The 12,654-nt window shown below is 58.1% G+C and carries 11 protein-coding genes; 4 read left to right on the top strand and 7 right to left on the bottom strand.

What is annotated here, in order from left to right; translation table 11 throughout:
* Positions 1-39 precede the first annotated feature (39 nt).
* The 4 genes from OS189_RS00590 to pepT all read right to left on the bottom strand — a co-directional run bounded on the left by OS189_RS00590 (position 40) and on the right by pepT (position 4,632).
* Entirely contained in the window at positions 40-534 is a 495-nt protein-coding gene (locus tag OS189_RS00590) for a DUF2937 family protein (RefSeq protein WP_267165342.1), read from the bottom strand.
* Positions 535-639: 105 nt separating this feature from the next.
* A complete protein-coding gene (locus tag OS189_RS00585) occupies positions 640-1,803 on the bottom strand; it encodes a PQQ-dependent sugar dehydrogenase (protein ID WP_267165341.1) in 1,164 nt (387 codons plus the stop codon).
* A 72-nt stretch (positions 1,804-1,875) separates the two neighbouring features.
* Positions 1,876-3,228, bottom strand: coding sequence for a proline--tRNA ligase (gene proS, locus OS189_RS00580; RefSeq protein ID WP_267165340.1), 1,353 nt, complete (start codon positions 3,226-3,228; stop codon positions 1,876-1,878).
* 150 nt (positions 3,229-3,378) lie between these two features.
* Complete coding sequence (gene pepT, locus OS189_RS00575) at positions 3,379-4,632, bottom strand: peptidase T (RefSeq protein ID WP_267165339.1); 1,254 nt, start codon at positions 4,630-4,632, stop codon at positions 3,379-3,381.
* A gap of 180 nt (positions 4,633-4,812) precedes the next feature.
* Here pepT and OS189_RS00570 point away from each other — a divergent pair, with 180 nt between their 5' ends.
* From OS189_RS00570 to OS189_RS00555, 4 genes are all read left to right on the top strand, one after another.
* Positions 4,813-5,901 (top strand): AI-2E family transporter, encoded by a 1,089-nt coding sequence (locus tag OS189_RS00570; RefSeq protein ID WP_267165338.1) that lies wholly within the window; start codon positions 4,813-4,815, stop codon positions 5,899-5,901.
* Positions 5,901-6,584 carry a P-loop NTPase family protein gene (locus tag OS189_RS00565; protein ID WP_267165337.1) on the top strand — a complete coding sequence of 228 codons (684 nt, stop codon included), beginning with the start codon at positions 5,901-5,903 and terminating at the stop codon, positions 6,582-6,584. Before OS189_RS00570 ends, OS189_RS00565 begins: the two co-directional genes overlap by 1 nt.
* Positions 6,585-6,636: 52 nt before the next feature.
* A complete protein-coding gene (locus tag OS189_RS00560) occupies positions 6,637-8,811 on the top strand; it encodes an RNA degradosome polyphosphate kinase (RefSeq protein ID WP_267165336.1) in 2,175 nt (724 codons plus the stop codon).
* A gap of 133 nt (positions 8,812-8,944) precedes the next feature.
* Positions 8,945-10,513: a Ppx/GppA family phosphatase gene (locus OS189_RS00555; protein ID WP_267165335.1), complete on the top strand. Its 1,569-nt coding sequence runs from the start codon at positions 8,945-8,947 to the stop codon at positions 10,511-10,513.
* On the opposite strand, the gene OS189_RS00550 is transcribed toward OS189_RS00555, so the two are convergent.
* Genes OS189_RS00550 through OS189_RS00540 form a run of 3 tightly spaced genes read right to left on the bottom strand, consistent with a single transcriptional unit; the run spans position 10,510 to position 12,611 of the window.
* Complete coding sequence (locus OS189_RS00550; RefSeq protein ID WP_267165334.1) at positions 10,510-10,869, bottom strand: hypothetical protein; 360 nt, start codon at positions 10,867-10,869, stop codon at positions 10,510-10,512. The two genes, OS189_RS00555 and OS189_RS00550, sit on opposite strands and share 4 nt — an antisense overlap.
* 36 nt (positions 10,870-10,905) lie before the next feature.
* Positions 10,906-11,931, bottom strand: a complete 1,026-nt coding sequence (locus OS189_RS00545) for an endonuclease/exonuclease/phosphatase family protein (RefSeq protein ID WP_267166033.1) — start codon at positions 11,929-11,931, stop codon at positions 10,906-10,908.
* A complete protein-coding gene (locus OS189_RS00540) occupies positions 11,931-12,611 on the bottom strand; it encodes a molecular chaperone DjiA (RefSeq protein ID WP_267165333.1) in 681 nt (226 codons plus the stop codon). The genes OS189_RS00545 and OS189_RS00540 overlap by 1 nt, the downstream gene beginning before the upstream one ends.
* Positions 12,612-12,654: the final 43 nt, after the last annotated feature.

Below are 12,654 nucleotides of genomic sequence, written 5' to 3'. Positions count from 1 at the left end.
CGGGGAACAGCGCGCTGTAGCCATTGATCCGCCCTATATTCAGCCGGTTTGCCACCTGCGAAACGGCGCGCGTAACACGCCAATCAGCAGGCCGAGCCCCAAACCACCCAGCACAAAGCCGACACCGGCAAATATCAACCCCGCAAAGCTGACCGGAATGGCCGGTTGATAGGCACGCCATGCCGCCTGCGCAATTTCACTATCGGTAAAGCGCGCGGCATTGTAGGCCCGCATGAACGGCCCCTGCCCCTCAAGCACCACCAGATCACGGCTCAGCCGTTCATAGCGCGCAATCGAGCGGGCCATATCCGCACCGCGGCGTTGCAGAAACGCGGTGCCCTGCATCTGTCCCAGCGCTTGTTCGCGGCTCAGACCGGAGGCCGTAGCAGAGGCGTCGAAATCGGCGACCACTTCGCCCAGCGCATCCACCGCACCGCCCAGCCGTTGCAGATATTGCTGCGAAAACTCGGGAGACTGCGATGTCGCGGCCGCGCCGGCCAACCCGCCTGCCAAAGCTATCGTTCGTAATAACATATGCTGCCTACTGCCTGTACCGCTGCGCCGGATTGCGAAAGCATATCCTGTCGGACCCGCCTCACCAAGGCGGAAAACCAAGCGCGCAAGCGTAAAAGTGCTAGGTTATTGCGGGGTCAATTTCAGCAGGCGGCCGTTGGTATTATCGAGAAGCAGGATCGCGCCGTCACGGTCAATCTCAATATCGCGTATCCGCAACGCCCCACTCAGGAACCGCTCTTCACCAACCACGCGGTCACCGTCCAGCACCAGCCGCACCAGACCACCGGGATTAAGTGACGCAGCCAACACATCGCCCTGCCAGCCGTCAAACATTTCGCCCTCGTAAAACGCAAAACCACCCGGCGCGATCACGGGGTCCCAATAGTACCGCGGCTCTTTCAGTCCGTCTGCACGCGCCTGCCCCGTCCCGACCGGCGCACCGTTGTAATTCACGCCATAGCTAACCAGAGGCCAACCATAATTGGCCCCCCGCTCGATACGGTTCAACTCGTCGCCGCCGGCGGGGCCGTGTTCCAGCGTCCACAGACTGCCGTCAGAGGGCCTGATTGCGGCGCCCTGAACATTGCGATGTCCCAGCGTCCAGACCTCGTTATCAAACGGGTTTCCCGCCAGCGCACCGCCTTCCAATCCGACACGAACCACCTTGCCGTATGTCTTGTCCAAATCTTGCGCAAACTCCCGCTCTTTGTTCGAAAAGTGCTCTCCCGTAGTGATGTACAGCGCGCCATCATGCGGGACGACACGGGACCCGAAATGCATTGCATTTTTAGACGGCGGAGATTGAGCAAACACGTCACGCACATCGGTCAAGGCGGTGTTATCCGCGCTCAGTACACCCCGCGCCGCAGCGGTGGCAGACATACCGCCCCCCATAGGCTTGGCATAGGTCAGGAAAATCACGCGGCTTTCGTCAAAATCCTCGGCAAGCGCTACGTCCAGCAGGCCACCCTGACGCTGCGCCAGAACCTTCGGAACACCGCCGATGGCTGGCCCGACGCTTCCCTTGCGCACCAGACGCAGTGCGCCTGAACGCTCGGTCACCAAGTAGCCGCCATCGGGCAGTACAGCGATCCCCCAAGGGGTCTGCAACCCCTCGGCCAGCACGTCGATCCGCAGGTTTACACCACTTTGCTGCGCAGGCGCGCGTGTCTGGGTATCCCATGCAGGTTGAGACATAGGCGCATTTTTCGCCCCCTGCTCAACCCCCTGCGCCACCGCAGCAGAGCCCGTCAAAATCCCGAAAACCAATCCGACTACCGGTTTCATCGCACATCTCCCTAACCGAGTCAGAAGATGGCGCAAACGCGGCACAGGTCCAGCCCGCGCCGCGTCAGTCGGTTAAATTCCGCGCACGGCTAAACCTTTGTAGATTTGCGCAATACGCTCGACCGCCTGTTCGGGAGGCATTTCTTCGCTCTCGCCGGTGCGGCGCGAGGTCAACTCAACCACACCGTTTTTCAACCCGCGCGGCCCGACTGTAATCCGCCACGGCAGACCGATCAGATCCATTGTCGCAAATTTTCCGCCAGCGCGCTCGTTACGGTCATCATACAGCGGCTCAAGGCCCAGCGCGGTCAGACTGTCATAAAGCGCCTGACAAGCCGCATCAGCCTCGTCATCGCCTTGCTTGAGGTTCACAATCCCGCAATGGAACGGCGTCACCCCCTCGGGCCAGATGATGCCCTTGTCGTCGTGGCTCGCCTCGATGATTGCGCCCAACAAACGGCTTACCCCGATACCGTGGCTGCCCATGTGTACCGGTACAACCTTGCCATCAGGTCCCTGCACCGTCGCGCCCATCGCCTCCGAATACTTGGTGCCAAAATAGAAAATTTGCCCCACTTCGATGCCACGCGCCACACGGCGCCGGTCTTCCGGCACCTGTTCGAACAGGGCCGGATCATGAGTTTCGTCCGTGCGCGCATATTTGGTAGTGAATTCTTCCATGACGGCTGCACAATCTGCATGGCTGTCATAATCAATCTCACGATCGCCAAAGCGCAGATCAGTCACGGCACTGTCGTAAAACACCTCCGACTCGCCTGTCTCCGCCAGTACCAGAAACTCGTGCGTATCATCCCCGCCGATCGGGCCGGAATCCGCGCGCATCGGGATCGCCTGCAAACCCATTCGCTCGTAGGTCCGCAGATAGCTCACCAGATGGCGGTTATAGGCATGCAACGCGTTCTCTTTGGTCAGGTCAAAATTATACCCGTCCTTCATAAAGAATTCGCGCCCCCGCATTACCCCGAAACGCGGCCGCATCTCGTCGCGAAACTTCCACTGGATATGATAGAGCGTCAGCGGCAGGTCTTTGTAACTTCCCACGTGGCTGCGGAAAATATCCGTGATCATTTCCTCATTTGTCGGCCCGTACAACATATCACGGCCCTGACGATCCTTAATACGCAGCATTTCTTCGCCATAATCGTCATAGCGTCCGCTCTCGCGCCATAAATCCGCAGGCTGCAATGTGGGCATCAGCATCGGAATATGTCCCGCGCGCATCTGCTCCTCGTGCACAATATTTTCCAGCTTGCGCAGCACCTTGAAGCCCATCGGCAACCACGAATAAATTCCGGCGGCATTTTGTTTGATCATCCCTGCACGCAACATATAACGGTGGCTGACAATCTGCGCCTCCGCAGGCGTCTCTTTCAGAACGGGCAAAAAATAACGGCTCAAACGCATGGCAGAACTCCTCAAAACATTTCCGTTTTGCCTATGCCAATCCCTCGCCCGACACAATCACCTACAATTCGCTATTTTCAACCCCTTCTTCTTTTGGCCCGAAATATCCCGGGGAGCGCGAGGGGCTGGCCCCTCGCTGCCCGCCCAAGCCTAGTCATCCTTATCTTCTTGTGTTGCAGCCCGCTGCATCAAACGCAAAGCCACCTCGGTTGCCTTGCCCATATCCTGCACCGATATCCACTCAAGCGGGCCGTGAATTTCCTGCATGCCGGTGAAGATATTCGGACAGGGCAATCCCATTTCGGTCAGGCGGGAGCCGTCCGTGCCACCGCGAATAGGGACTGATACAGGCTCCAACCCCACGTCGCGTACTGCCTCATGCGCCAGATGGACGGGTGTCATATCTTTTTCCAGCCAGTAGCGCATGTTGCGATATTGCGGCGTGATTTCGCAGGTAATCCTGGCCCGGGGTTCTGTCAGGGCGATTGCATCACAAACAGAGCGCAAAATCTCGCCTTTCTGGGCCAGTCCCTCGCGCTCGAAGTCACGCAGGATGAAACCGATGTGCACTCTGGCTGCATCACCGCTGATATCGGTAGCGTGAATAAACCCCTCCGCCCCGCTGGTTGTTTCCGGTGTCATGGTTGCTTGCGGCAGGGTGTCGATAATCTTCGCCCCCAGATGCATCGCGTTGACCAGCTTGTCCTTGGCCCAACCGGGGTGGATCGAAACGCCTTGCACAGTGACAATGCCGCGATCCGCCGAAAATGTCTCATGCTCCACTTCGCCCGGCTTTGATCCGTCAAAGGTATAGGCAAAGTCGCAGGCGAAATCGGCGGGCAGGCGCGAATCCACACCGCGCCCGATCTCTTCATCGGGGGTAAAGGCAAGACGGATCTTGCCGTGCGGAATATCGGGGTTCTCCAACAGCTGACGCGCAGCAGTCATGATAATTGCCACCCCTGCTTTGTCATCTCCACCCAGCAGGGTTGTGCCCGAGGCAGTGATCAGATCATGGCCAACGCAGGCGGACAGATGCGCAGATATATCAGGGCCGAGCCTGAGATCGGGCGCATCGGGAAAGCTGATATCGCCGCCATTATACCCTTTGATCAGTCGCGGCTTTACCCCTGTTGCGTTGTATTGCGGGGCTGTATCGACATGGGCACACAAACCAATCACCGGTCCCTTGGCCGTTGCCGGTACTGTGGCCAGCACGACGCCGTATTCTGTCAGCTCAACATCCTGCGCACCCATCTCCTCCAGTTCACGCACCAGCAGACGGCTCATCTCGAGCTGGCAGGCGGTAGAGGGCTGGCTGGTGCTGGTTTCATCAGACTGGCTGTCAATCGCGGCATACCGCATCAGACGGGTCTGTAGTTCATTGTCATAGGGGGTGCGCATGAGCAGTCTCCGTTTGTGGTTTTCCATAGCGTGACTGGTCTTTGTGCGGTGTCAAGCCGCCAAACCCACTGCATTGGTGCAGCAGGCGCGCGGTTGCTTCCTGTCTGTCAAAACATGCAAGCGCCCTTGAAACATGCCCCTGCATAAGCGATGTGTAAACCAAACCCGCAGGAGAAAACCATGGCATTGCCCGTCAAGAACCAGATCATTTATTGGGGCGTCGCTGCGGCGGCCTTTCTGGTCATACTCTGGTATCTGGGGGATGTGTTGTTGCCGTTTGTACTGGGCAGTGCAATTGCCTATTTCCTTGATCCGGTAGCAGATCGTTTGCAATTGATGGGTCTCAGCAGGGCCATGTCGACTGCGCTGATTACCATTCTTGCAATTGTGATATTTGTCATCATGGCGCTGCTGGTCATTCCGACACTGGTATCACAGGCAATCAATCTGTTCGAAATCGCGCCCGATCTGACCAAACGGCTCACGGCCTTCCTGACAGAGCGCTTTCCCTCATTGCTGGAAGAAGGATCGACGCTGCGCAGTTCTATCATGTCGCTTGGCACTGTTGTTCAAGAGCGTGGTGGCGCGGTCCTTGAAACGGCGCTGAGTTCTGCGGCCGGAATCATCAACATCATCATGCTGTTCGTCATCGTACCGGTGGTTGCTGTTTATATGCTGCTCGACTGGGACAGGATGATTGCCCACATCGATGGTCTGCTGCCCCGCGATCATGCGCCCGTGATCCGCCGCCTCGCACGCGACATCGACAAAACCCTTGCTTCTTTTATTCGCGGCATGGGCACTGTGTGTCTGATCCTTGGGACCTACTACGCGATTGCACTGATGCTGGTTGGATTGCAATTCGGCCTTGTTGTCGGCTTTGTCGCAGGTTTGGTAACCTTCATCCCCTATCTCGGGGCGCTCATCGGTGGCGTTCTGGCGATAGGCCTGGCCCTGTTCCAGTTCTGGGGTGACTGGTTTTCCATCGGGCTGGTGGGCGGGATATTTGTGATCGGTCAGGTGATCGAGGGCAACGTCCTGACACCGAAACTTGTCGGGGATTCGGTGGGCCTTCACCCTGTCTGGCTGATCCTTGCCCTGTCCGTGTTCGGCACACTGTTCGGCTTTGTCGGGATGCTGGTTGCGGTACCCGTTGCCGCGGCGATGGGGGTAATCGCGCGCTTTGCCGTCGAGCAGTACCAAAACAGCCTGCTCTATCGCGGTACCGCGTTGAATGCAGCCGCCCTGCCGGACGAAGACACGCTGTAATGGCAACGCAACTTGGCCTTGACCTTCCCGTGCGCACGGCGCGCGAGCGTGACGATTTTCTGGTCGCCCCGTCAAACGCGATGGCTGTTGCCCTGATCGAAAACTGGCGCAACTGGTCGGGTGCAAAAATGGTGTTAAGCGGGCCGGAAGGTGCGGGAAAAACCCACCTTACCCATGTCTGGGCAGATGCTGCGCAAGCGCGAATTGTCAGCGCCGCCGATCTCACCAGCGCGGATGTGCCAGTGCTCGCGCAAGGCTGCGTTGCGGTCGAAGACGTGCCCGAAGTCGCTGCAAATCCCGATGCGCAAACCGCCCTGTTCCATCTGCACAACATGGTTCTGGCCGAAGGCCATTCCCTACTGCTCACCGGCACCGGCGCGGTTGCGCATTGGGGCATTAGCCTGCCCGATCTGGAAAGCCGCCTGCGTGGGACACTGGAGGCATCCATAGATGCTCCGGACGATGCGTTATTGTCGGCTGTTCTGGTAAAGCTTCTGGGCGATCGCCAGCTTATTCCGCCCCCCGATCTGATCCCGTTTCTTCTGAAACGCATGGATCGTTCGTTTGCCGCGGCAAACCGCGTCGTTGCGGAGCTGGACCGTATCAGCCTTGCGCGCAAACGGCCCATCACCCGCGCATTGGCGGCACTTGTGCTGGACAAAGGCAACACCACCGCGCGATAGTGATCCCACCCGCACCCTGCTGGTGCGAAACTATTGTTGGACGATTAAACCCATGTCAGACGCCGATTTTCTCACCGCACCTTTTGACGCGCCTGTTGATCTGCCCGAACTTGATCTGTCCGGTCCGGGCCGTTTCCAGAACCGTGAACTCAGCTGGCTCGGCTTTAACTGGCGTGTGGTGGAGGAATCCGAGAATCCGCGCGTGCCTTTGCTGGAGCGGCTGCGCTTTCTGTCCATTTCTGCTGATAATCTGGACGAGTTTTACACTGTCCGCGTTGCAGGCCTGCGTGAGTTGGCACAGGCGGGCAACAGCACACCCGCCGCAGATGGTCTGACCCCCGCCGAACAGCTGGTCCTGATCAATCAGGAGGCGCGCGCACTGATGCTGAGCCAGCAGCGCGTGCTGGCCAATCTCTTGCAGGAAATGGATGCCCAGAACATCATGCTGGAAAGTCAAAAAGACCTCAGCGAGGATGACCTGAAAGCGCTGGATGACGTTTTTCTAACTCAGGTGTTCGCGGTTCTATCCCCTTTGGCAATTGACCCCGCGCACCCCTTCCCGTTTCTGCCCAACACCGGCTTTGCCCTTGCCGTGCAATTGGAACGCGAGCGCGACAAGAAACCGCTGCACGCCCTTTTACCAGTTCCGGCGCAGATCGACCGCTTTGTCAGACTGCCTGCACCGGAGGGCTGTAAACGGTTTCTGGCGATGGAAGAATTGCTTGCGCTGAAAATCCCCGATCTGTTTCCAGGATACAGGTTAAAAGCGCATTTCGAATTCCGCGTACTGCGTGACAGCGATCTGGAGGTCGAGGACGAGGCCGAAGACCTTGTGCGCGAATTCGAGGTTGCACTCAAACGCCGCCGCCGTGGCGAAGTGGTGCGGATGACCCATTCTGTCGGTGCCCCCCCGAAACTGCTTGCCACGGTGATGCAGGAACTGGGCGTGAAACCACAGGATGTGATAGAGATTGACGGCATGATCGGCATTGATGATCTGGCCGAACTTGTTACCGATGATCGCCCCGATCTGCTCTGGCCGCAATTCACGCCGCGCATCCCCGAGCGGGTCACCGACCATGACGGTGATATGTTCAAAGCGATCCGCTCAAAAGATATGCTGCTACATCACCCCTATGAAACCTTCGACATGGTGGTCCGCTTCCTGCAACAGGCGGCGCGCGATCCGGATGTTGTGGCAATCAAGCAGACGCTTTATCGCACCTCGCGCGACAGTCCAATTGTCGAGGCGCTGTGCGAGGCTGCGGAAGACGGTAAATCGGTCACCGCATTGGTCGAGTTGAAGGCCCGATTTGACGAGGCCGCCAACATCCGCCAGTCGCGCAGGCTGGAACGTGCAGGCGCGCATGTGGTTTACGGATTTATCGATCTTAAAACCCACGCCAAAATCTCGACAGTGGTGCGCCGCGAAGGGGACAAGCTGGTGACCTATACCCATTATGGCACGGGCAACTATCACCCCATCACCGCGCGGATTTATACCGATCTGTCGCTGTTCACCTGTGATGAAAAGCTCGGCCGCGATGCCACCAAGGTTTTCAACTACCTGTCCGGCTACGCCCAGCCCGAACATCTGGACAATCTGGCAATCTCGCCCATCACCCTTAAAACCCGTCTGCTGGAAATGATCGCCGCAGAGGCAGATCACGCCCGTGCAGGCAAGCCCGCCGTGATCTGGGCCAAAATGAACAGCATTGTGGACGTAGAAGTGATCGACGCGCTTTATGCTGCGTCCAACGCTGGGGTTCAGATCAGCCTGATCATTCGCGGTATCTGCACGCTGCGCGCAGGCATTAAGGGATTGTCGGAAAACATTCGCGTCAAATCCATCGTTGGCCGTTTTCTGGAACATTCGCGGATTGTCTGTTTCGGCAACGGCTACGGATTGCCGCACAAAAAAGCGCGCGTGTTCATGTCATCGGCTGACTGGATGGGGCGCAATCTGACGCGACGCGTGGAAACATTGGTCGAAATCGAAAACGCTACGGTAAAAGCGCAGATCACCAGCCAGATCATGGCAGCAAATATGGCAGACATCGCGCAAAGCTGGGTTATGTCACCGGACGGCAGTTTCACCCGCCCTCGCCTGCCCGAAGGCCAGTTTGCATTCAGCTGTCACCGCTTTTTTATGGAAAACCCGTCCCTTTCCGGCCGCGGTTCCGCAGGTGCATCCGATGTGCCAATCCTTACCCACACCGAGGATTAGGCCCAAATGGCTCCGCAGCGACAGTCGCCGTTAAACGCTAACTCCGGCACATACCACATCCGGTTAAGCATTGACCTGACTGTGGCGATACGCCAATTTAACCCCATCCAACGCCTCACCTTTTGGAGTGCGAATGTCTGATCCCACCCCCCCGACCACTTCTGTTCCCGAAACCGGCGTTGCCGATCTGGGACTGTTCGGAAAGCCGCTGTTTCAAGATCCGGGTGCGCGGGCCTTGCGCCGCGTGGGTGTGGTCGATGTCGGCTCGAACTCTGTGCGGATGGTGGTATTTGACGGGGCTGCGCGATCTCCTGCGTATTTCTACAACGAAAAAATCATGTGCGCTTTGGGCTCGGGTATGGCCGACACAGGCCATCTTTCGCCCGAGGGGCGCGTGCGCGCCCTGTCAGCCATGCGACGGTTTTCAAAGCTCGCCGAGGGAATGGGCCTGTCAGAGCTAACCGCCGTTGCAACCGCTGCTGTGCGCGATGCCACGGACGGGCGCGATTTCTGCAATGAGGTGCATGCGCAGACAGGCATCAAAATTTGGGTTATTGATGGGGAGGAAGAAGCTCGTCTGTCTGCCCAAGGTGTTCTGCTCGGCTGGCCCGGTGCGTATGGTCTGGTCTGCGACATCGGCGGTTCATCACTGGAATTGGCCGAAATATCCGGCGGACGCGTGGGCAAACGCGTCACATCCTCACTCGGGCCGCTGAAGCTGCGCGATATCAAAGGCGGCGCAAAAGCCCGCAACGCACATATCAAAGAGGTCATGCAAACGCTGGCCGACAAGATGGGCAGCCAACGTGACCGCCTGTTCCTTGTGGGTGGCTCATGGCGCGCCATTGCGCGGATAGATATGATCCGCCGAGGCTATCCCCTTCACGTGCTGCACGAATACCGGATGACCAGCCAGTCGGTGCGCGACACAATCGAATTTATCCGCACGTCCGAGATGGACAAACTGCGGGTTGAAGCGGGCGTTTCCTCCACGCGCGCGGCCCTTGTACCCTACGCATGCGAAGTGCTGAGCCGTTTGATCAAGACGTTCAAACCCAAAGACATTGCGATTTCCAGTTATGGCATCCGTGAAGGAATGCTGTACGAACAGATGCCACAGCGTCTGCGTGACCGTGATCCGCTGATTGAAGCCTGCCGTTTCGCCGAAGACAAGGATGCGCGCTCTCCGGGGTTCGGGTGGATGCTGTATAACTTCATTCTGCCGCTCTACAAATCAGCGCCAGAGCCGCGCAAGCGCCTGATCAAGGCCGCTTGCCTGCTGCATGATGTAAGCTGGCGCGCGCATCCCGATTATCGCGCCGAAGTTTGTTTTGACAACGCAACCCGCGCTAATCTGGGCGGTCTGAAACACTCCGAACGTATCTTCATGGGGCTTGCCCTGATGCACCGCTATTCAAACAAACGCGAAAACATCCGCTTTGCCGACCTGTTTGCGATGGTGGACGACAAGACCCGCACAGAGGCCGAAATTCTGGGCAAGGCCATGCGATTTGGCGCAATGCTGTGGATGGATAAGGTCGCCGAGTTGGGCGAGTTGCGCTGGTATCCCAAAAAGAAGGAACTGCACCTGCGGCTTAGTGCCGATATGATGCCCCTGTTCGGCGAAGTCGCCGAGGCACGGTTCAACTCCCTTGCCGGATCGCTGGGTGCGCAGGCGATTGTAAAAACGTCAAAACGCTAGAGATCGATCTGGGGCGCAGGCTCTGACGGGGGTGTCTCTTCGGGCGCGTCAGGCTTGCGCCGGATAATGATATCACCGTTCGGCAGCTTTTCAGGGGCAGAATAAACGCTCCAGTCCTGAACATCTTCCAGCACGCTGCGCAGTTTTGGCCCCATCTCCGTGAGAAAATCCTGCAAGGCCGGTCCTGCTTCCTCGATCAGCTTTGACATCTCTTCCAATGCCGGGGCCATTTCCTGTTTCAGTCCTTCGAAAAACAGCTGCGCGCCCCGCTCCATCAGCGATGGCGGCTCCTCTTCTGCGTGCAGGGGCGTGACAAGACATAGGGTGACGAGCGGTGCGGCGAGTATCTGTTTCATACCCCTGATATAGGGTGGCCGATGCGTTTCGCCAGATTACAGATCAATATCCAGCGTTACGGGAAAGTGATCGGACGCGGCAATTAGCGCTTCGCGCAGTTCAACATCCCCCCAACAGGTCGGGTCATCCAGCGGATGCCAGATGCGCCAACGCGGTGATTTTGCACGCAGTCGCGGGCACACCATGATGTAATCAAGCAAAGCCTGCAAAAACCGCTTTTCCGGCGCGATCCAGAAACGCGAAGTGGTCGGCATCGCCGCCAACCGCTGCCCCAACGCGCGCGCAGCATGTGGATCAAACAGCGGGTACGCCCCCTCTGCCCCCAGAACAATCTCGACAGAGGAGCGCCCGAACAGGTTTTCGAAAGCGTCCAGTCCGGGACCATCGTTCAAATCCCCCAGCAGCATCAGTGGTGTTTCGTCTGCCAGATGGGCATCAATCCGCGCGCGCAGCCAGATCGCTTGCGCCAGCTGTTTGCGCCTGTTTGCAATGGCAATCTGCATGGCGTGGGCGTCATTACGCGCCCCGTGCGGCGCTTTGGATTTGAGATGCGCACCGATCATTCGGAACGCAAAACCGCTGCGCGTTGTCACGGCCAGTTCTATCGGCGGCTTGGAAAAAACCACGCGATCTTCGGTAGCGTCGATATCCAGATCAATCAGCAGGCTGCCATCGAATCGTGGTGCGCCGCGCGCGCCGTCCCGCCCGGACGAGTTGCCTTGCGGATCATGGATCGCCGTCATCATATCGGGATCATAGAGCAGCGCAATTTCCTGCTGGGTATCGTTGGCAAACCCCATAACGGCTTCGCGTGCACGCAAATCAAACCGCGCAGCAAAGTGTTCAAGCGCGGTAACAGTGCTGTGTTTGCGCCCTGCATCCGGTGCCTCGACCACCATAATCGCGTCAGCATCCAGCGCGCGAAAAACAGTTCCCAGCGCGGCAGTCTGCCGGGCGCGTGTGACATTCCAGCGGCCCGAAGACTGATCATCCTCAATCAAACGGTCCTGTGCATCAAACAGGCTCGCAAACCATTCGACGTTATAGGTGGCAATCCGCATTACGCTGCCTTGCCCGATATCGTCTCCCACGCGCGGTTGATATCAATCATCCGCTTTTCAGCCATTTTCACCGCCTCTTCGGGCAGACCACGGGCGATCAGCGCATCAGGATGATTGTCGCGCACCAGCTTTCGCCACGCCGCGCGCGCCTCTTCTTTAGTGGCGCGGGGGCCGATGCCCAGAACAGTGTGCGGCAGAGGCGAAGAATTCGGCACAAACCGCGCACGCAATGTCTCGAACTGCCCTTCGGGCAATTCGAATATCTTTGCCACTTCCTCCAGAAACGCATTTTCGTTGGGATGATAGATGCCATCGGCCATCGCGATATGGAACAATCCCTCCATCAGATCGCACAGGATCGGCGCGTCCTCGCTGAACATCCCCTTGATCCTGCGGGCATAATCATCAAAGCCCGCAACATCTGTGCGCGCCAGATTGAACACCCTTGCCGCGCCTTTGGCATCATCATCCCCGATACGGAATACCTCGCGAAAGGCGGTCACCTCATCACGGGTGACCTGCCCGTCAGCCTTGGCCATTTTTGCACCCAGTGCGATCACTGCAATCGTAAACGCAACCGAGCTTTCCGGCGCCGAGCGCAGGCGGTCGAACACAACCGTCAGGCTTTCGCCGGAAGCGAGGGCCGAGAGTGCCTCGGAGATGCGGGTCCAGATAGACATGTTATATCCTAGCGCAGGCGTGTCATCGTGTCAGGGCGATAGT

The sequence above is a fragment of the Sulfitobacter sp. F26169L genome (genome assembly GCF_026410285.1).
Lineage (GTDB): Bacteria > Pseudomonadota > Alphaproteobacteria > Rhodobacterales > Rhodobacteraceae > Sulfitobacter.
Note: the sequence above shows the minus strand (reverse complement) of the source record. Positions and strands in the feature narration are given on the sequence as shown.

Bases quoted from the DNA above. Each gene is read 5' to 3' on its own strand.
- OS189_RS00585 (WP_267165341.1), bottom strand. From the start codon at position 1,803: ATGAAACCGGTAGTCGGATTGGTTTTCGGGATTTTGACGGGCTCTGCT.
- OS189_RS00550 (WP_267165334.1), bottom strand. From the start codon at position 10,869: ATGAAACAGATACTCGCCGCACCGCTCGTCACCCTATGTCTTGTCACG.
- OS189_RS00565 (WP_267165337.1), top strand. From the start codon at position 5,901: ATGGCAACGCAACTTGGCCTTGACCTTCCCGTGCGCACGGCGCGCGAG.
- proS (WP_267165340.1), bottom strand. From the start codon at position 3,228: ATGCGTTTGAGCCGTTATTTTTTGCCCGTTCTGAAAGAGACGCCTGCG.
- OS189_RS00545 (WP_267166033.1), bottom strand. From the start codon at position 11,931: ATGCGGATTGCCACCTATAACGTCGAATGGTTTGCGAGCCTGTTTGAT.
- OS189_RS00540 (WP_267165333.1), bottom strand. From the start codon at position 12,611: ATGTCTATCTGGACCCGCATCTCCGAGGCACTCTCGGCCCTCGCTTCC.
- OS189_RS00555 (WP_267165335.1), top strand. From the start codon at position 8,945: ATGTCTGATCCCACCCCCCCGACCACTTCTGTTCCCGAAACCGGCGTT.
- OS189_RS00590 (WP_267165342.1), bottom strand. From the start codon at position 534: ATGTTATTACGAACGATAGCTTTGGCAGGCGGGTTGGCCGGCGCGGCC.
- pepT (WP_267165339.1), bottom strand. From the start codon at position 4,632: ATGCGCACCCCCTATGACAATGAACTACAGACCCGTCTGATGCGGTAT.
- OS189_RS00570 (WP_267165338.1), top strand. From the start codon at position 4,813: ATGGCATTGCCCGTCAAGAACCAGATCATTTATTGGGGCGTCGCTGCG.
- OS189_RS00560 (WP_267165336.1), top strand. From the start codon at position 6,637: ATGTCAGACGCCGATTTTCTCACCGCACCTTTTGACGCGCCTGTTGAT.